Origin of the sequence: Tahibacter sp., assembly GCF_035481375.1 — a bacterium.
Taxonomy (GTDB): Bacteria; Pseudomonadota; Gammaproteobacteria; order Xanthomonadales; family Rhodanobacteraceae; genus Tahibacter.
This window is the reverse complement of the sequence record NZ_DATIGT010000098.1, coordinates 1-18,756: the sequence shown is the minus strand read 5'-3', so window position 1 is coordinate 18,756 and position 18,756 is coordinate 1. Positions and strand designations below refer to the sequence as shown.

The window sequence follows — 18,756 nt, the reverse complement described above, 5'->3', positions numbered from 1 at the left end:
GGCTTGGGCCGCGTCGCCATCGGCGCCGCGGGCGGAACCGGCGCGGGGCGCGGCGCGGCGGGCTTCGCCGCGGACGATGGCGGTGGAATCGTATACGATGCGGCAGATGGCGCCGAGGCAGGGGTAACCGGTGTCGGCGATGCGGCGACCGGCGCAGCAGACACAGCGGTCTCGATCGGAGCAAACGTGTCGACCGGAGCAATCGGTGCAACGGCACGCGCCGGTGCGGGCGCAGAAGCGGGCAGCGTCGCGGGCCGCAGGCCCAGCACATAGCGGCCGACGAGCAGCTGATCCGACGGGCTCATCGTGCAGCTGCGGCCTGGTGCGAGTTCGTTGCCGTTGATGAAGAGCGAGCTGCTGCTGCTCAGGTTGCTGATGTCGACGGTGCCGGCCGGGCCCATGCTCAGGCGTGCCTGATGGCGCGAGATCAGACGTTCCGGATCGTTCAACGGCAGGTCGTTGTCGCTGCCGCGGCCAAGGCTGACGGGCGCATCCAGCGCACGGCTCAGCGGCGCGGCCAATACCTGGCCGTTATAGGACAGCACCACGAGTTCCAGCCTGACCGACATTCACGCTCCCTCGTGCGCGTCCGATGCGTTTCGGAACCTGCGGCGCTTACCGGTCGCGCTGCGTCGCTGCGGAACCGACCCGTGCGCACACAGGCCAAGCCCTGAAAATTTTGAAGCTATCAAAACCCTTCCCCCTTCGCAAACGCATCACGCCGCCGCCGCTGCCCGCATGCATCGCGTATCGGCGGCACGCGTCTCGCGCGTCGAGACCGCGCTGCGATGTCATGGCGACGTAGTGCGCAAAGGCTACGCTCGAACCGGGAACTCCGACACGGAAACACCGAGCACGACCGCGCGATAACGGTTCGCCGCTACGCTGCGCGTAATTGCGCCCGTTGCCGACAACGGCTACATCACAAATTGTTGACGCAGTATTACGGCGCGCGGGAGAGGAAATATGAAACCGGGTCACAAAGGCCAAACCTGCTCTTTGCACTGCGCTTTCTTTTCGCCTAAATTGCATACGACGCCCTCCCTCTCCGATTCGCAGGCATGGACGCAACTGTAAACGCGCGCGTCACTCCGATCATTTCCGGCAAAGGTCCACACTCCGACCTTGCGCCGGGGAACGCGCTCGTGGCAGGCATGCGGCTGCGCGAGTTCGAAATCGTCGAGACGCTCGGCGAAGGCGGGTTCAGCATTGTGTATGGCGCGCGCGACCTGCAGCTCATGCGCGACGTCGCAATCAAGGAATACATTCCCATCTCGCTCGCGGGCCGTGTCGCATCGACGACGGTCCGCATCCGTTCCGAGCACAATCGCGAGACGTTCGAGGCCGGTCTCAACGGCTTCATCAACGAAGCGCGCCTGCTCGCCCAGTTCAAGCACCCCGGCCTCGTCGAAGTGCTGCAGTTCTGGGAAGAAAACGGCACGGCCTACATGGTCATGCCGCGCTATACCGGCAAGACGCTGCGGTCCGTACTCAAGGACATGGGCGGCAAGGGCGACGAGCCCTGGCTGCGCGGCATCGTCGCTCCGGTGCTCGATGTGCTCGACCTGCTGCACTCGCGCAACGTGTTCCATCGCGACATCGCGCCGGACAACATCCTGATCAAGAACGACGGCACGCCGGTGCTGCTCGATCTGGGCTCGGCACGCGAAGTCGTGACCGGTCTGCAGAAAGCGATCACCGTCGTCGTCAAGCCGGGCTACGCGCCGATCGAACAGTATTCGAGCGACTTCGCGCTGCCGCAGGGACCGTGGACCGACGTCTACGCCGTCGGCGCGCTGCTTCACTTTGCGATCGTCGGCTGTCCGCCGCCGGCGTCGATCTCGCGCATCATGAAGGATTCATTGCAGCCGCTGGCCGACGCCGGCCTCAGCGGTTATTCGCGCGAGTTCCTCACGGCGATCGACCGCGCGCTCGCGCTGCAGCCGACCGACCGTCCGCAGTCGATCGCCGAACTGCGCGCGCTGCTGCGCGTGACCGAGAACGACAAGACCATCATCAATCTCGCGCCGCCGCCGCAGATTCCGTCCGCGATCCTCGCGGCCGCGCCGGCCACGGCCGACGCACCCGAGATCGTCGAGCCGGTCGCGGTCGACATCGACCTTCCGGGCGGCGGCGAAGACGAACGCACCGTCATCGTGTCGGCGCAGGAAGTCGCCGCGCTCGTGCAGCAGCTCGCCGGCGCGAAAGCCGCCGCGGCGGCCGCGGCCGCTGCCGAACGGGCAACGCCCGTGGCGCAGACCGTCGCGGAACCACCGCCCGTCGTCGACGTCGTGCCGATCGCACCGCTCGTCGCTGCGGCCCATGCGGCCGCCGTCGAAGCCGAAGCCTCGCCGGCAGAGTCCGCTGCCGTCGACATGGCTCCGCCCGAGCCCGAAACGCCGTTCGCCGCTGTGGAACAGTCTGCACCGGCCAGCATCGTCGACATTTCCACTCGTGTACCGCTCGTCGCCAACGTCGCGCCGCCGCTGGCCGACATCGCCGAACCCGCGCCGCTGATGGCCGAGCCCGTCGTCGTGCCGGAGCCCGCTTTTGTGCCGGAGCCCGTGGTTGCGATGGCCGAAACCGGTGCGGAACCGCCGCCCGCGCCCGTCATCGAAGCCAGGGCCGCCGCCGCACCGCCGCTGTCGGCATTCGAGTTGACGCTCGAACCGATGGACAAGCCCGAGCCCGTCGTCGAGCGCGAACCCATCGTCGTCTCCGAATCCCGTCTCGAGCCGATATCGCTGCCGCCGGTGCGCGCCGCGACTCCGCCGCCGCCGTCGGCTTCGCCCGACAACGAGGCGACCGCGGTCATGCCCGCGCCGCGTCCGCTCGTCGATGTCGCGAAGACGAAGCCGGTCGCGCCGCCCAGGCCGGCCGCCGCCGCAAGCGACGCGACGGTCGTCATGCCGGCGCCCGATGCGCTCGCGCTCGCACGCAGCGTGGCCGCCTCGGCACCAGCGCCGGTCGCGGCCAACGCGAACGAGCCGACCGTGATCCTGCCGTCGCCGGTCGCACTTGCGAAACCGGCACCGTCGGCACTCGAGCTCGATCCTCTTGCGATGCCGTCCAAGCACGTGAAGCCCGAAAGCAACAGTTTTCCCGAAATGGAAGATTTGCTGTCGGGACGTCTCGCGACCGAATCGCGTCCCGTCGCCGTTCCGGCCGCGCCGCCGGCACGCGTCGACGCACCGAACAGCAACAAGCCCGCCGTTGTCGTCGCAGCCCCGCCGCCGTCGCGGCCGTGGCTGCTGCCGGCCATCGGCGGCAGCGTGCTCGTCGTCGCCGCGACGCTGCTGACCTGGTATCTGACGTCGAGCCCGGAAACCGTCGCGCCGCCGCCGATCGTCGCGGAAACGCCGGCGACGCCGGCCGCGTCCGGCGAAACCACCGCGCCTGCGGCGACGGCCGCCAGCGAGACGCCGCCGGCCGCCGCCATCGATCCGAATGCGCCGGCCGCGGTCGACCCGAATGCGCCGCTCGCGGCCGCGGATCCGAACGCCGCGACGCCCGCACCAGTCGATCCGAACGCCGCAGCGCCGGCCGCGGTCGATCCGACTGTCGCGGCTGCCGCGCCGGTCGATCCGAATCAGGTGCTCGCGCCGCTCGCGGCGCCGAGCGAAACGACGTCGGCCAGCTTCGAAGGCCCGGGCCAGACCCTGCCGCCCGCAGTACCGCCGCCGCCGGCCGATCCGGTCGCGCAGGCGCCCGCCACACCGGCCTCATCGGCAGCGAGCACGCCCGCGCCGGTCAGTGCCGACGCCGTAAAGACCGTCGACCTGACGGCCTCGACCGCGCCGCGCAGCGAGGAAACGAGCCGTCCGCGAGAATCCGCAACCCGCGCGAAGCGCGATGCGAATAAAGTGGCGTTGGCCAAAACCGGAAATGTGAAACTCAGCATTCAGCCCTGGGGCGAGGTGTGGATCAACGGAAGCCTCAAGGGCGTCAGCCCGCCGATGCGCTTCCTGCAGCTCGAGCCGGGTACCTACAACGTGGAACTGCGCAATCCGGGCCTGCAGTCGATGCGCCGGCAGCTCGTCGTGACGGCCGGTCAACCGGCCGCGATCGAACACCGTTTCCAGCAGGCTGCCGGAGGCGGTGCCGCCGGGCAATAACGACGCCGGTCCGCCGGTCGCGCGAAAGGCGCGAAAGAAACAGGACGTCGGGGGGCGCCTGTCGAACCAGATCCAGCCGGCGGTTTCCGCCGGTGCGCCGTCGGTTTTGCGCCGACGGCGTTCGCGTCACTGCGGCACGGCCGCATGGCGCGGCCGTCCGAAGCGTCCCGGGGCGCTTCGGGCCGAACGATCACGGAACTGAGATGAACAGGGGAGCGTCACTTGCTTAATACGGAATTCAAGGCCCAATCCCGTCGCGCCGCCAAGCTCGCGCTGGCGTTCGCTTTTGCTGCCTGTCTCGGCGCCTGCGCCGCCAACAAGCCCAAGCCCGCGCCCGCACCGCCGCCGGATCCGGCCGAAGTCGCTCGCCAGCAGGCCGAAGCGCGCGGCAAGGACACGCTGGCCAAGGGCGTCGGCGAATACGAAGGCGGCTCCTACGCGCAGGCCGAGGCGACGCTGCTCTCGCCCGACATCTGGGCCGCGAGCGACACGATCAAGATTTCCGCGCTGAAGCATCTGGCCTTCACCTACTGCGTGACCGAACGGCCCTCGCTGTGCCGCCAGTCGTTCGAACGAGCGCTGCAGCTCGATCCGAACTTCGACCTCACGCCGGCGGAACACAACCACCCGCTCTGGGGGCCCGAATTCAAGAATGCGAAGAATGCACAATAGCCGTTCGTGATGTCGGCGCGCGGCCCTGACCGCACGCAGACCGAAATACCAGCGCGGCCTCGGCCGCGCGCGTATCGAAACAGGGGTGACAATGAGTTTGATCGATGTCGATTCGCTGCTCGCACCGGTAGGCGCCGACGGCTCCTGCGGGGTCGAGCTCGACTACGACGGCGAGTTCCTCGCGCTCGAGCGCAGCGTCGAAGGCCAGCCCGAGCGCCAGTACGGCGACACGGTGATCCCGGCCGAAGGACCCGACTGGGCGCTCGTGCAGAGGCAGGCCGTGAGCCTGCTCGGACGCAGCAAGGACTTTCGCCTCACCGTGTTCGTCGCCCGCGCGCTCGCACGCAGACACGGGCTTCCCGGCGCCGTCGAGGGCGTCGCGCTGACGCTCGAACTCGCGCGCCGCTACTGGAACGACGCATTTCCCGCGCTGCAGGTCGACGGCGAATACGATCCGCTGCCGCGCAGCAATGCGCTGAACAGCCTCTCCGCGGCCGAGGGCCTGCTCGGCGACCTGCGCGCCATCGCGCTGCCGACGCGGCAGCTCGGCGCGCTGGAACTGTCGGTCATCGAGAAGGTCGCCGCGAATCGCGACACGTCGGGATCCGCCGCGATCGCTCGTCATCAGATAGAGCCGCTGCTGCTCGAGGAGATCGGCGCCGGCAATCCGCATCTGGCCGCGCTCATCGAACTGCGCGCGCACGTGCGCGAACTGGACGCGCTGTGCCGTGAGCAGATGGGATCGACCGAATCGCCGGATCTGCCGGAACTGCTTGCCTGGATCGATCTCGTGTTTCCGCCGCCGCTGCAACGCAAGGCCGCCGGCGGCGATGCGCCGGACGCCGGCGACGCAGGCGGCGAGACGGCCTCGGCGGAAGATTCCGGAACCGTTGCGGGCGAAGGCGGCGGCGGCGTACCGCGTCGCGCGCTGACGCGTCAGGACGCGGTCCGCATGCTCGACGCGGTCTGCGAATTCCTCGAGGCGACCGAGCCGGCGAATCCCGCGCCGCTGCTGATCCGGCGCGCGCGTGGGCTCATCGGCATGGACTTCCTGCAGATCCTGCGGGAACTCGCGCCCGACGGTCTGGCCCAGGCCGAACTCCTGGCCGGCACGAACCGGAGCTGACCATGACTTCGTTCGCGACCGGAATCCGATTCGACGCTGTACCGCCCGACCTGGCCGCCGCCGTGCAGCCGGCAGGTTCGTCCCCAGGCAGTCCGACGCCTGTCCCGCTTTGCACGAATACCGTTGGCACGTACATCGACAGATCAGTGGCGAATTCCAGGAGATTGCGCAGATGAGCGGTTCCAAATACACCCGCACCAACAAGAGCAGCGCGCAGAAGTTCATCGGCCGCAACCGGGCGCCCCGCGTGCAGATCGAATACGACGTCGAGGTCTACGGCTCCGAGAAAAAGGTGCAGATCCCGTTCGTCATGGGCGTCATGGCCGACCTCGCCGGCAAGCCCGTCGAAGACCTGCCGCCGGTGGCCGACCGCAAGTTCCTCGAGATCGACATCGACAACTTCGACGACCGCATGAAGGCGATCAAGCCGCGCGTCGCGTTCACCGTGCCGAACACGCTGACCGGCGAAGGCAACATGGCCGTCGACATCACGTTCGAGAGCATGGACGACTTCTCGCCGGGCGCGATCGCGAAGAAGGTCGATGCGCTGTCGCAGCTGCTCGATGCGCGCACGCAGCTCAACAACCTGCTGACCTACATGGACGGCAAGACCGGCGCCGAGGAACTGATCGCGAAAGTGCTCAACGATCCCACCCTGCTGAAGTCGCTGGCGGCCGCGCCGCAGGCGCCGAAGGCCGACACCGACAACAGCGCCGGCTGAGCGCACAGACCACGGGGAATCCACTCATGGCGCAGAATCAAGCTCTCCAGGAAAAACAGACTGCTTTTGCCGAAGCCGGCGATTTCGCATCGCTGCTGCAGAAGGAGTTCAAGCCCAAGACCGACGAGGCCAAGGAGGCCGTCCAGATCGCCGTGCGCACGCTCGCCGAGCAGGCGCTGTCGAACACGGTCACGATCGGGCACGACTCGTACAAGGCGATCGAGGCGATCATCGCCGAGATCGATCGCAAGATGTCCGAGCAGATCAACGCGATCATCCATCACGCCGATTTCCAGCAGCTCGAGAGCGCCTGGCGCGGTCTGCACTATCTCGTCAACAACACCGAAGTCGACGAGATGCTCAAGATCAAGTTCATGACGATCTCCAAGCGCGACCTGCATCGCACCCTGCGCCGCCACAAGGGCATAGGCTGGGATCAGAGTCCGATCTTCAAGAAGATCTATGAAGCGGAATACGACCAGCTCGGCGGCGTTCCCTACGGCTGCATCGTCGGCGACTATCACTTCGACCACTCGCCGCCGGACGTGGAACTGCTGACTGAAATGTCCAAGATCGCGGCCGCGTCGCATTGTCCCTTTATCGCGGGCGCGGCGCCGACGACCATGCAGATGGAAACCTGGCAGGAGCTCGCGAATCCACGCGACCTGACCAAGATCTTCGAGAACACCGAATACGTCGCCTGGCGCAGCCTGCGCAATTCGGAGGACTCGCGCTATCTCGGCCTGGCCATGCCGCGCTTCCTCGCCCGTCTGCCCTACGGCGCGCGCACGAATCCGATCGACGAGTTCGACTTCGAGGAGTCGACCGACGGTGCCACGCACAGCAACTACTGCTGGGCCAACTCGGCGTACGCGATGGCGGTCAACATCAACCGCTCGTTCAAGTACTACGGCTGGTGCACGTCGATCCGAGGCGTCGAGTCCGGCGGCGCGGTCGAAGGTCTGCCGACGCACACGTTCCCGTCCGACGACGGTGGCGTCGACATGAAGTGTCCGACCGAGATCGCGATCTCCGACCGCCGCGAAGCCGAGCTCGCGAAGAACGGCTTCATGCCGCTGATCCACCGCAAGAACACCGATATCGCCGCGTTCATCGGCGCCCAGTCGCTGCAGAAGCCGTCCGAATACTACGATCCGGATGCAACCGCGAACGCGAACCTCGCCGCGCGCCTGCCGTATCTGTTCGCGTGCTGCCGCTTTGCGCACTATTTGAAATGTATCGTGCGCGACAAGATCGGTTCCTTCATGGAGCGCGACGACATGCAGCGGTGGCTCAACGACTGGATCATGAACTACGTCGACGGTGATCCGGCCAATTCGTCCCAGGAGACCAAGGCGAGCAAGCCGCTGGCGGCTGCCGAGGTCCAGGTGGAAGAGGTGGAAGGCAACCCAGGTTTCTACACCTCGAAATTCTTCCTGCGCCCGCACTATCAGCTCGAAGGGCTGACGGTGTCGCTGCGCCTGGTTTCCAAGCTTCCGTCCGTCAAAGCTGGCGGGCAGTGAGGGCTGAGCGAGGCCTATACCGACGCTCGGCAGGACTGAACCGGCTCCCCCTGGTAATAGGCCGGCTCTTTTTATCCATCGAAGTTAAGGACTAAACGTATGGCAACTCTCGGAATGGGCTCAAATCTTCTCGCGTCCCCCGCGCTTTCGGTCGATACCGCACCGAAAGACTCGCAGCAGGACATGTTTGCGCAGTTCGCGGGCATCGACGGCGAATCGAAAGATTCGAAGCACTCGAACTGGGTTGATGTGCTGAGCTTTGCTTACGCGGTCAGCCAGTCGTCCTCGACGCACACGGGCGGCGGCGGCGGCGTGGGCAAGGCCAACTTCAGCGAACTCGTCATCACCCACTATGTGGACAAGGCGACGGCGAATTTCATCAAGTACTGCGCCAGCGGCAAGCCGATCGGCCAGGTCGTGCTGTCGTGCTGCAAGTCCGGTGACGGCTCGCAGGAATACATGAAGGTCACGCTGAACGACGTGCTGATCACGCACGTGCGTCCGGTCGGCGCGACGAACAGCCCGCGCGTCATCGAAGAAATCGGCATGTCCTACGCCAAGATCAAGGTCGAAGTGAAGGAACAGAACGCCGATGGCTCCATGGGTGCAGCCGTTACCGGCGCCTGGGACGTCAAGCAGAACAAGGCGGCCTAAGCAACATTGCGACGCCAGCTTCGTCACCGCCGGCGTCGATTTGTTCGTTCCCGGTGCGGAGGCGGCGCGAGCCGCTCTCCGTCACCGGCATTTTCGTCGTAAACCAGCAGGAACCGTTGCGCATGGACGCCACCTTGTCTGCCACGATGCGTCGCGATCAGTCCCTGGCCGAACAGCAGGCCGAACTCGTCGCGAAGATTCGCACTCAACCGGACAGCCTGCCGCTGCGCGTGCATCTCGCCCAGCTCAGCATGCTGACCGGCAACTGGACGCGCGCGGTCGCGCAGCTGCAGACCGCGGCGACGCTCGGTGCGTCCGCGATTCCGATGGCGCAGATGTACCGCGAGGCGATCCGCTGCGAATTGCAGCGCGAAAAAGTGTTTGCCGGCGAACTGCCGCCGCAGACGATCGGCGAACCAGAGCCGTGGTTCGCGACCCTCAGCCAGTCGCTGGCCAGCCGCGGCAAGGACGACGCGCTCGCCGACGAACTCATGCAGCAGGCCTTCGACGCCGCGCCCGCGACGCCGTTCGTGCTCGACGGCACGCCGGTCGAGTGGCTCGCCGATGCCGACTCGCGCCTCGGCCCGGTCTGCGAAATCATTCTGAAAGGCCAGTACTACTGGCTGCCGTTCGATCACATCCAGAAACTCGACTTCGAAGCGCCGACCGATCTGCGCGATCTCGTCTGGTTGCCCGGGCGCCTCACGTTGCGCAACGGCGGACAGCACGTCGTGCTCGTGCCGAGCCGCTACCCGCGCAGCTACGGCCAGTCCGACGAACGCCTCGCGCTCGCATCGCTGACGACATGGCAGGCCATCGGCGAAGACGCCTACGCCGGTTTCGGCCAGCGCAGCTGGGTCAGCAACGTCGACGACCACGCGTTCCTCTCCGTGCGCAGCCTCGAGCGCGCCGCGGACGAAGACGAAGCGGGCGTCGATGAGTAAGTCGAATCCGCTGCAGGGGGCGCGTTCGACCCGGCTGTTGCCGGTGCTGCTGGATCGTTTGACCGATCATCATCCGGACAATCGCAACGAGGCGCTGCAGGAGCGCACCATGACGAAGGCGACGTATCGCCAGTCGGTGCTGCGCGATATCTCATTCCTGCTCAACACGACGAACGCCGAATCGGAAACCGATCTCGGCGGCGCCGACCAGGTGCGGACATCGGTCGTGAATTTCGGCGTGCCTGCGCTGTCCGGGCGTCACCTCATCGACGACGACCTCGACGACGTGCAGGCCGCGATCAAGGCCGCGATCCGCACGTTCGAGCCGCGCGTGCTGCCCGAAAGTCTCGTCGTGAAGATCCTGCCGTCCGAGGACGGCTATCGCACGCACAACCAGCTGACCATGGAAATCCGCGGCCAGCTCTGGTCCGAACCGTATCCGATCGATCTGCTGCTGCGCTCGCGCGTCGATCTCGAAAGCGGGCAGATCCTGCTCGAAGACCTGATGGGTTAGGGGCCATGGATCCGCGACTCGTCGGCTACTACAACACCGAACTGAACTACCTGCGCGAACTCGGCGCGGAGTTCGCGGCAAACAATCCGAAGATCGCCGCGCGCCTGGGCATGCGCGACATCGAGGTCGCCGATCCCTACGTCGAACGCCTGCTCGAAGGCTTCAGCTTCCTGACCGCGCGCATCCAGCTGAAGATGGACGCGGAATTCCCGCGCTTCTCGCAGCGGCTGCTCGAAGTCATCTATCCGAACTACCTCGCACCGACGCCGGCGATGTGCATCGTCCAGTTCACGCCCGGCGAGATGACCGGCAACCAGGGCGACTCGTTCCGCATCGAGCGCGGCGAACGCCTGCGCGCGCCCAGCCACATCGAAGGGCAGGCCGGCTGCGAATTCCGCACGGCGCACGATGTGGATTTGTGGCCATTGCGCGTCACCACCGCGCGCTTCGAGGGCGTGCCGACCGACGTGCGCGTCAACCGGCTGCGCCAGGACATGCCGGTCAAGGCGAGCCTGCGCCTGAACTTCCAGTTCAACGCGCCGCTGAGCGGCAAGAATCCGCCGCCCGACCGCCTGTCGCTGCATCTGGCCGGCAGCCCGCACATCACCTCGCGGCTGCACGAACTGCTCTGCGGCCATGTACTCGGCGTGTCGGTGCGAGCGCGCAGCAAGAAGGCCGCGACGGAATGGCGCCAGCTCGGCGCCGGTGCCGTACAGCCTGAGGGCTTCGACGACGCGCAGTCGCTGCTGCCGTACAACGGCCGCGGATTCCAGGGCTACCGGCTGCTGCACGAATACTTCGCGTTCCCGAGCCGCTATCACTTCGTCGCGCTCGACGGTCTGCGGCAGGCGCTGCAGGGGCTCGAAGCGCTCGACGGGTTCGAGGTCAGCATCCTGCTCGACCAGGACGTCAGCGAACTCGAGACCGTCGTCGACGCGACGCATTTCCTGCTGTTCTGCACGCCGGCCGTGAACCTGATCTCGATGCGTTCGGACCGCATCCACGTCGGCGACAGCCGCTACGAACTGCACGTCGTTCCCGACCGCACGCATCCGCTGAACTATGAGGTCTACAGCGTCGAGCAGGTAGAAGGCTTCGGGCGCGACAACGCCGTCGAAGCGAAATTCCGCCCGTTCTATTCGAGCCTCGTCGGCGACCGCGGCAATCACGGCACGTATTTCACGGTGCGGCGCGAACCGCGCCTCGCGTCGAGCTCGATGTCGCGCCACGGTTCGCGCACGACCTATCTCGGCTCCGAGGTGTACCTGTCGCTCGTGAACCAGCACGAGGCGCCCTACGGTTCGGGCCTGCGCCAGCTCGGCGTCGAGATGACCGTGACGAATCGCGATCTCGCGATGCTGATGGCCGTCGGCGGGCAGCACGACCTCGTGCCGGTCGACTCGGTGCCGGTCAGCGGCGTGCGCGTGCTGCAGGGCCCGACGCGACCCGTGTCGGCCGTGCCCGAAGGCGAAATCAATTGGCGCCTGATCAGCCATCTGGGCCTCAACTACCAGACGCTGACCGACCTGAGTCCGGAGCAGGGCGCGCTCGCGCTGCGCGAACTGCTGAGCCTCTATACCGCGCTCGGCGACGCCGCCGTCGCGCGCCACGCGAACGCGGTGCTGCAGACGAAGCTCACGCCGATCACGCGGCGCCTGCCCGGTGGCGGCCCGATCACGTTCGGCCGCGGCGTCGGCATCGACGTCACGATCGACGAAAGCCACTTCGCCGGCACGAGCCCGTACCTGTTCGGCGCCGTGCTCGAACAGTTCCTCGCGCGCCACGTCGCGCTGAACACGTTCACGGAAACGAAGCTCGTCAGCGCCCAGCGCGGAACGCTGGGCCAATGGGCGCCGCGCTTCGGCCGGAGGCCGGTCGCATGAGCGATGCGTCCTCGCCATCGGTGCCGCAGGAACCCGCGCTGACGCAGCAGCAGGCGCGCGACATCGCCGCGCTGTGGCAGGCGCTCGAACAGGCGCCGCATGCCTACGACCTGTTCGCGCTGCTGCGCCGCGTCGAGGCGCTGCATCCGCATTTCCCGCGCCTCGGCCGCGCGAAGCGGCCGTCGCAGGAACCGCTGCGCATCGGCCAGGAACCGTCGTCGTTCTTCGCGCCGTCGACGCTGGCGCGCCTGGAGAGCGGGCGGCGCAAGGGCGGTCCGAAGCTCGTGATCCACAGCTTCGGCCTGTTCGGTCCGAACGGCCCGCTGCCGCTCGTCATGACGGAATACGCGCACGAACGCGCGATCCACCACGGCGACCGCACGCTGATCGAGTTCGCCGACGTATTCCACCACCGGCTCACCTTGCTGTTCTATCGCGCCTGGGCCGACGCGCAGTCGACGGTCAGTCTCGACCGCCCGCACGACGAGAAATTCACACGCCACGCGGCGAGCACGATTTCCTACGGCCTCGGCGCGACGCGCAACCGCGACAGCGTGCCCGACCACGCGCGGCTCAATCACGCCGGCCATCTCGTGCGCCAGACGCGCAACGCCGAAGGCCTCGCGCGCATTCTCGGCAATTTTTTCCGCGTGCCCGCCGCGATCGAGGAATTCGTCGGCCGCTGGCTGCCGCTGCCGCGCGACCAGCGCTCGCGGCTCGGCGCGAACCGCGGCAGCAGCCTCGGCGTCGACCTCGTCGCCGGCAATGCCGTGTGGGACCGCCAGCACCGCTTCCGCGTGCGCCTGGGTCCGATGTCGCGCAGTTCCTACGACGATCTGCTGCCGCCGGGCACGGGGCATCGCCAGCTGCTCGACTGGGTGCGCACCTACGTTGGCATCGAACTCGACTGGGACGTGTGCCTCGTGCTGCGCCGTGCCGACGTGCCGCAGGCGCGGCTCGGCGGCGACACGCGGCTGGGCTGGACGACCTGGCTCGGCGGCGGCGTGCCGCGCGACCGCGACGACCTCGTGCTCGACCCCGAACGCATCCGGCGCGAACGCGCCGGCCCCGCCGCAGCCGCGGCATGACCCTGCAATCCCTGCTGTTTCGCCAGACTCGCACTACGGAATTCGACTCATGACCAGGCCCGACCCGCGTACTCCGTTCTCTCCGTTCCGCGTCGCCGCGGCGCTGATCCTCGGCCTCTGCGCCACGGCCGCGTCGGCGGCGCCGCCGCCGGATCCGGCGCTCGTGCAGGCGCTCGAAGGCGTCTGGCAGGGCCAGCGCATCACGGTCGCGCCGCTCAGCGACGCGTTCACGCGCGATCCGTCGGTCGATCCGCCGCGCTACACCGTGCCGGTCAAGGAAGCGCCTGCCTACATCACGGTCGACGCCGAACACGCCGAGATCGAATACGGCCGCAAGACCTTCGCCGCGAACGAGTCGCCGTGGGGCCCGTTTCCGCTGCTCAACACCGACGACGCGGAACTCCTCGAAGTCACGCTGCCGAAGAAGAAATACCTCGTCATTTCCGGTATCGGCGCCGGCCTCTACGGCATCGGCGACTGGCAGCGCTTCGGCTTCCTGCACGTCATCGACACGAGCGTGCGCGGCGCGCCGGTCTACTACCCGCTGTTCGCCGAAGCCGGCCTGCGCGACAAGGTCATCGGCAAGCTGCCGAATTCGACGGTGCTGAACTTCGCGCGGCTCGTGCCTTCGCGCTGGGCGACGAACACGCAGATCAACGGCTACGAAGTGCTGCTGTATTCGCTGCTGCCGCGCGGACCCGAGCGCGTGATCGGCGACGACGGCCGCCCGCTGGCCTATTCGCTGACGCGCGACGACGCGAGCGCGCCCTGGGTGCTCGCACGCACGCCGGCCACGCCGATCGCCAACGTGCGCGACGACGCCAACCGCGCGTTCAGCGCGCCGCCGATGAAGAACGCGCTGCCGCAGCCCGCACCCGCGCCCGGTACCGCAGCGACGGCCGCGGCCGACGCGAATGCCGCCAACGCCACGGCCGCCACCGAAGACCCGGCTGCTGCCAAGAAGAAGGCGCGCAAGGAAAAGAACGACGCGCGCAAGAAAGAGGTCAAGGACGCCGCGACCGACATCGCCAAGGATGCGGCAAAGGATGCCGCTTCCGAAGCGGCGTCCGAAGCCGCGAAGAAAGCCATTCCCTCGATCCGTTGATAGGGACATCTGCCCAATGAGTGAGATCAGTCGTACCGCGCTGTTCGGCAAGCTCAATCCGCTGCTCTACAAGGGCGTGGAAGGCGCCGCCGTGTTCTGCAAACTGCGCGGAAATCCCTATGTGGAACTCGTGCACTGGCTGCACCAGCTGCTGCAGAACAACGACAGCGACCTGCACCGCATCATCCGCCACTATCAGCTCGACGCGGCGAAGCTTGCCGCCGACATGGTCAAGTCGCTCGACCGCCTGCCGAGCGGCGCGACCGCGATCAGCGACCTGTCGGACCATCTGCAGAACGCGGTCGAGCGCGGCTGGGTCTACGCCACGCTGATGTACAACCAGAGCCAGGTGCGCGGCGCGACGCTGCTGCTCGGCATTCTGAAGACCCCCAGCCTGCGCACCGTGCTGCATGCGATGTCGAAGGAATTCCAGGTCATCGACCCGGACAAGTTCGCGAACGAACTCGCGAAGGTCGTCGCGGGCTCGCCCGAAGACCAGCAGACGGCAACCGACGGCAGCGGTCTCGACGCGAGCGGCGGGCCCGGCGAAGTCAGCGGCGCGATGGCGCCGGCGCAGCTCGGCAAGCAGGAAGCGCTGCGCAAGTTCGCGGTCGATCTGACCGAGCGCGCGCGCAAGGGCGAGATCGATCCGATCACCGGCCGCGACGACGAGATCCGCCAGATCATCGACATCCTCATGCGGCGCCGGCAGAACAACCCGCTGCTGACCGGCGAAGCCGGCGTCGGCAAGACCGCCGTCGTCGAAGGCTTCGCCGTGCGCATCGCGAGCGGCGACGTGCCGCCGCAGTTGCAGGAAGTCTCGCTGCTCATGCTCGACATCGGCCTGCTGCAGGCCGGCGCGAGCATGAAGGGCGAATTCGAGCAGCGCCTGCGGCAGATCATCGACGAAGTGCAGGCGAGCCCGAAGCCGATCATCCTGTTCATCGACGAAGTCCACACGCTGATCGGCGCCGGCGGCGCGGCCGGCACCGGCGACGCGGCGAACCTGCTCAAGCCCGCGCTCGCGCGCGGCACCTTGCGCACGATCGGCGCGACGACCTGGAGCGAATACAAGAAGCACATCGAGAAAGACCCGGCGCTGACGCGCCGCTTCCAGGTCGTGCAAGTGGACGAGCCCGACGAGGACAAGGCCATCGCGATGGTCCGCGGCATCGTCACCATTCTGGAAAAGCACCACAAGATCACACTGCTCGACGAGGCCGTGACCGCGGCCGTGCGGCTGTCGCATCGCTACATCCCGGCGCGCCAGCTGCCCGACAAGGCCGTGAGCCTGCTCGACACGGCCTGCGCGCGCGTCGCGGTCAGCCAGCACACGACGCCGGCCGAACTCGAGGACTGCACGCGGCGCATCGAGATCCTGCGCACCGAGCAGGGCATCATCGAGCGCGAAGACGCCGTAGGCCTCGATGTCGCCGAACGCCGCACGCGCTGCGAAGCGCAGCTCGCGCACGAACTCGAACGCGAAACCGGCCTGCGCGCGCGCTGGGACCAGGAAAACGAACTCGCGACGCGCCTGCTCGACCTGCGTGCGCGGCTGCGCGAACTCGCCGCCGCCGCGAAGGCCGCGGCCGAAGCCGCCGAAGGCGGTGAGCCGGCCGTCGCGCCTGCGGCACCCGCTGCCGCGCCGGCCGACGGCGACGCCGTGACCGAACCCGTGCCCGATCGCGCGTTCCTGCTCGCCGAGCACGCCGCCGTGCAGGCCGAACTCGAAGCGCTGCAGGGCGAATCGCCGCTGATCCTGCCCGCCGTCGACGAAACCGCGGTCGCATCCGTCGTCGCCGACTGGACCGGCATTCCGGTCGGCCGCATGGTGCGCGACGAGATCACCGCCGTGCTGCAGCTCGTCGACACGCTCGACCGGCGCGTCGTCGGCCAGCGCCATGCGCTCGAACTCATCACGAAGCGCATCCAGACCTCGCGTGCGCGCCTGGACAACCCGAACAAGCCGATCGGCGTGTTCATGCTCGTCGGGCCTTCCGGCGTCGGCAAGACCGAGACCGCGCTCGCGCTCGCCGAAAGCCTCTACGGCGGCGAGCAGAACCTCATCACGATCAACATGAGCGAATTCCAGGAAGCGCACACCGTTTCCACGCTCAAGGGCGCTCCTCCGGGCTATGTCGGCTACGGCGAAGGCGGCGTGCTGACCGAAGCCGTGCGGCGTAAACCCTACTCGGTCGTGCTGCTCGACGAAGTGGAAAAAGCGCACTCCGACGTGCATGAAATCTTCTTCCAGGTCTTCGACAAGGGCTGGATGGAAGACGGCGAAGGCCGCGCGATCGATTTCCGCAACACGATCATCCTGCTGACCTCCAATATCGGCACCGATCTCGTCATGAAGCTCACCGCCGATCCGGAACTCGCGCCGGAACCCGAAGCGCTGAACAAAGCGCTGCGCGAGCCGCTGCTGCAGAAATTCCCGCCGGCGTTCCTCGGCCGCCTCGTGACGATTCCGTACTACCCGCTGAGCAACGACACGCTCGCGCGCATCGTCAAGCTGCAGCTCGGTCGCATCCAGAAACGCATCGCCGAGCAGCACGGCATCGACTTCGGCTACGGCGACGACGCAGTGCAGCTCGTCATCCAGCGCTGCAACGAAGTCGAATCCGGCGGCCGCATGATCGACGCGATCCTGACCCATACGGTGCTTCCGACTGTCAGCCGCGAATTCCTGAGCTGTCTCGCCGACGGGCGCAAGCTCGCGACGATCCGCCTCGAAGTCACCGGCGACGATTTCGCGTATCGCTACGGTTATGCCGAGGACGCGGTGCAGCCCGCGGCCGCGACCGCCGATTCGATCGACTGATTCCAACACTGATTCCGACTCAAGGAGCCCGCCGTCATGCCATCCCCGACACGTCCCGGTCCGCTCGGTCTCGACAGCAACAGCTGCGGCATCGACTTCGGCACGCTGATGCGCGTGGTCACGCCGTGCCCGACCTTCATCCCGGAAAAGCCCGAGCAGGCGCTGCTCGCGCCGGCCGGTGGCGTTCCGGGCTACAGCGTCGATGCGGCGGTCAAGCACGTCGACGCGAGCGCGCACACGAAGAGCCAGGGCCGCTGCGCACGCTACGTGCGCGAGGCAATCGAAGCCGGCGGCGTCAAGATTCCGCTGCCGCGGCCCGTCTACGCGAAGGACTACGGGCCGGTCCTCACGAAGCTCGGCTTCACGAAGGTGCCGTCGGTGGCCTACTCGCCGAAAAAGGGCGACATCGTCGTGCTGCAGCCGCCGTCGGGCCAGGTCGCGGGACACATCCAGATGTTCAACGGCGCCAAATGGGTATCCGATTTCGTGCAGGGCACCGACATCTATCCGGGTCCGGGTTATCGCAAGGACAAAGTCTCGTATGAAGTCTTTCGTCCGTAAGCCCGCCCTGCACCGGTACGCGTTGCTCGTCGCATTCGCGCTCGCCGGCTGCGCTGCGGTCGGTGCGGCCGACAGTGCGAGCAAGAAAGCGCCGGCGATGCCGGTGACGATGAGCGATCCGCTGTTCGGCATCGCCTACGACACGACGAAGATCCGCTTCGAGCGGCTGCCCGCCGCCACGGCAAGGAAAGCCGATCTCGGCGCGCAGCCGCAGTGGATCTACGCGCGCAGCGAGTCCGGCGGCGCGACGTACTACGTCGTCGCCGGCTTCCAGCGCATCGAATCGGATGATCCGGCGCAGCCGGGCTTCTCGATGGAGCCGGATTTCGGCGCCGTGCTGAAAGACAAGGGCGGTAAGGTCGACGTGCTCGGCGTGCCCGACCGGCTCTACGGCGACGACGCGATCGTGTCGCCGCAGGAATTGAAACCGCTGCTCGCCGATGCGGTCGTACGCTACATCAAGGCGTGGGGAAGCAAGGAAGCGCTGCAGAAGGAACTGCAGGGCTACAACGATCCGTCCATCGTGCCCGTCTCATTGCGCGAAGCATTGCAGGTGCAGGATCTGCACGTCGGCGCAGCGGGGGGCGCACGCTGACGTAGCAGCACGGTGTGTACAACGCGGTAACGGCCGGCGCGATTCCGCCGGCCGCGGACGCGTTTGGCCGAAATTTCGCTTGGGGGAGCACATGAACCGCACGCTGAACGTCACCACGCCTCTGGGTCCCGAAGTGCTGCGCTTCGACGGCCTGCAGGGGAAAGAATCGCTGTCGCAGCTGTTCGACTTCCAGCTCACGATGAAGAGCGAGGAGCGCGGGATTGCGGCGCCGTCGCTGCTGGGCCAGCCGATCACGGTGGACTTCGAGGTCGAAGGCGGGGGCAAGCGGTATCTGAACGGCCAGTGCGTGCAGTTCCGTTCGGCGGGCCGGCGCGGCAAGCAGCATCTGTACGTGGCGCAGCTCAAGCCGTGGCTGTGGTACGCGACGCGGCGCAGCGACTACCGGATCTTCCAGCAGCAGTCGTCGGTGG

Annotated in this window: 16 protein-coding genes; 15 read left to right on the top strand and 1 reads right to left on the bottom strand. The window is 67.2% G+C overall.

Annotated features, from left to right (window positions below; translation table 11 throughout):
• The coding region (locus tag VLF18_RS05900; RefSeq protein ID WP_325278688.1) for an FHA domain-containing protein at window positions 1-569 on the bottom strand (569 nt) is incomplete at its 3' end.
• 585 nt (window positions 570-1,154) lie between these two features.
• On the opposite strand from VLF18_RS05900, the gene VLF18_RS05895 reads away from it, so the two are divergent.
• The 15 genes from VLF18_RS05895 to VLF18_RS05825 all read left to right on the top strand — a co-directional run.
• A complete protein-coding gene (locus VLF18_RS05895; protein WP_325278689.1) occupies window positions 1,155-4,115 on the top strand; it encodes a protein kinase domain-containing protein in 2,961 nt (986 codons plus the stop codon).
• A gap of 222 nt (window positions 4,116-4,337) precedes the next feature.
• Window positions 4,338-4,787, top strand: a complete 450-nt coding sequence (locus VLF18_RS05890) for a TssQ family T6SS-associated lipoprotein (RefSeq protein ID WP_325278687.1) — start codon at window positions 4,338-4,340, stop codon at window positions 4,785-4,787.
• Window positions 4,788-4,878: 91 nt separating this feature from the next.
• Window positions 4,879-5,913, top strand: a complete 1,035-nt coding sequence (gene tssA, locus VLF18_RS05885) for a type VI secretion system protein TssA (protein ID WP_325278686.1) — start codon at window positions 4,879-4,881, stop codon at window positions 5,911-5,913.
• Window positions 5,914-6,085: 172 nt separating this feature from the next.
• Window positions 6,086-6,634, top strand: a complete 549-nt coding sequence (gene tssB / locus VLF18_RS05880) for a type VI secretion system contractile sheath small subunit (RefSeq protein ID WP_325278685.1) — start codon at window positions 6,086-6,088, stop codon at window positions 6,632-6,634.
• Between the two features lie 26 nt (window positions 6,635-6,660).
• Entirely contained in the window at window positions 6,661-8,157 is a 1,497-nt protein-coding gene (gene tssC, locus VLF18_RS05875; protein ID WP_325278684.1) for a type VI secretion system contractile sheath large subunit, read from the top strand.
• A 183-nt stretch (window positions 8,158-8,340) separates the two neighbouring features.
• Window positions 8,341-8,811 carry a type VI secretion system tube protein Hcp gene (locus tag VLF18_RS05870; RefSeq protein ID WP_325278683.1) on the top strand — a complete coding sequence of 157 codons (471 nt, stop codon included), beginning with the start codon at window positions 8,341-8,343 and terminating at the stop codon, window positions 8,809-8,811.
• A 122-nt stretch (window positions 8,812-8,933) separates the two neighbouring features.
• A complete protein-coding gene (locus tag VLF18_RS05865) occupies window positions 8,934-9,755 on the top strand; it encodes a type VI secretion system accessory protein TagJ (RefSeq protein WP_325278682.1) in 822 nt (273 codons plus the stop codon).
• Window positions 9,748-10,269, top strand: a complete 522-nt coding sequence (gene tssE, locus VLF18_RS05860) for a type VI secretion system baseplate subunit TssE (RefSeq protein WP_325278681.1) — start codon at window positions 9,748-9,750, stop codon at window positions 10,267-10,269. Before VLF18_RS05865 ends, tssE begins: the two co-directional genes overlap by 8 nt.
• 5 nt (window positions 10,270-10,274) lie before the next feature.
• Window positions 10,275-12,152, top strand: coding sequence for a type VI secretion system baseplate subunit TssF (gene tssF, locus VLF18_RS05855; RefSeq protein ID WP_325278680.1), 1,878 nt, complete (start codon window positions 10,275-10,277; stop codon window positions 12,150-12,152).
• Entirely contained in the window at window positions 12,149-13,240 is a 1,092-nt protein-coding gene (gene tssG, locus VLF18_RS05850) for a type VI secretion system baseplate subunit TssG (protein WP_325278679.1), read from the top strand. The genes tssF and tssG overlap by 4 nt, the downstream gene beginning before the upstream one ends.
• Window positions 13,241-13,289: 49 nt before the next feature.
• Entirely contained in the window at window positions 13,290-14,345 is a 1,056-nt protein-coding gene (locus VLF18_RS05845) for a hypothetical protein (protein WP_325278678.1), read from the top strand.
• A gap of 16 nt (window positions 14,346-14,361) precedes the next feature.
• Complete coding sequence (tssH, locus tag VLF18_RS05840) at window positions 14,362-17,169, top strand: type VI secretion system ATPase TssH (RefSeq protein ID WP_325278677.1); 2,808 nt, start codon at window positions 14,362-14,364, stop codon at window positions 17,167-17,169.
• Between the two features lie 36 nt (window positions 17,170-17,205).
• A complete protein-coding gene (locus VLF18_RS05835) occupies window positions 17,206-17,730 on the top strand; it encodes a hypothetical protein (RefSeq protein ID WP_325278676.1) in 525 nt (174 codons plus the stop codon).
• Window positions 17,711-18,325, top strand: a complete 615-nt coding sequence (locus tag VLF18_RS05830; protein WP_325278675.1) for a hypothetical protein — start codon at window positions 17,711-17,713, stop codon at window positions 18,323-18,325. Before VLF18_RS05835 ends, VLF18_RS05830 begins: the two co-directional genes overlap by 20 nt.
• A gap of 91 nt (window positions 18,326-18,416) precedes the next feature.
• Window positions 18,417-18,756: contractile injection system protein, VgrG/Pvc8 family (locus VLF18_RS05825; RefSeq protein ID WP_325278674.1), on the top strand; the 340-nt coding region annotated here is incomplete at its 3' end.

What these genes read in the sequence shown, in the direction of transcription:
- VLF18_RS05895 (WP_325278689.1), top strand. Translation starts at nt 1,155, where the DNA reads ATGCGGCTGCGCGAGTTCGAAATCGTCGAGACGCTCGGCGAAGGCGGG.
- tssA (WP_325278686.1), top strand. Translation starts at nt 4,879, where the DNA reads ATGAGTTTGATCGATGTCGATTCGCTGCTCGCACCGGTAGGCGCCGAC.
- tssB (WP_325278685.1), top strand. Translation starts at nt 6,086, where the DNA reads ATGAGCGGTTCCAAATACACCCGCACCAACAAGAGCAGCGCGCAGAAG.
- tssC (WP_325278684.1), top strand. Translation starts at nt 6,661, where the DNA reads ATGGCGCAGAATCAAGCTCTCCAGGAAAAACAGACTGCTTTTGCCGAA.
- VLF18_RS05870 (WP_325278683.1), top strand. Translation starts at nt 8,341, where the DNA reads ATGTTTGCGCAGTTCGCGGGCATCGACGGCGAATCGAAAGATTCGAAG.
- VLF18_RS05865 (WP_325278682.1), top strand. Translation starts at nt 8,934, where the DNA reads ATGGACGCCACCTTGTCTGCCACGATGCGTCGCGATCAGTCCCTGGCC.
- tssE (WP_325278681.1), top strand. Translation starts at nt 9,748, where the DNA reads ATGAGTAAGTCGAATCCGCTGCAGGGGGCGCGTTCGACCCGGCTGTTG.
- tssF (WP_325278680.1), top strand. Translation starts at nt 10,275, where the DNA reads ATGGATCCGCGACTCGTCGGCTACTACAACACCGAACTGAACTACCTG.
- tssG (WP_325278679.1), top strand. Translation starts at nt 12,149, where the DNA reads ATGAGCGATGCGTCCTCGCCATCGGTGCCGCAGGAACCCGCGCTGACG.
- VLF18_RS05845 (WP_325278678.1), top strand. Translation starts at nt 13,290, where the DNA reads ATGACCAGGCCCGACCCGCGTACTCCGTTCTCTCCGTTCCGCGTCGCC.
- tssH (WP_325278677.1), top strand. Translation starts at nt 14,362, where the DNA reads ATGAGTGAGATCAGTCGTACCGCGCTGTTCGGCAAGCTCAATCCGCTG.
- VLF18_RS05835 (WP_325278676.1), top strand. Translation starts at nt 17,206, where the DNA reads ATGCCATCCCCGACACGTCCCGGTCCGCTCGGTCTCGACAGCAACAGC.
- VLF18_RS05830 (WP_325278675.1), top strand. Translation starts at nt 17,711, where the DNA reads ATGAAGTCTTTCGTCCGTAAGCCCGCCCTGCACCGGTACGCGTTGCTC.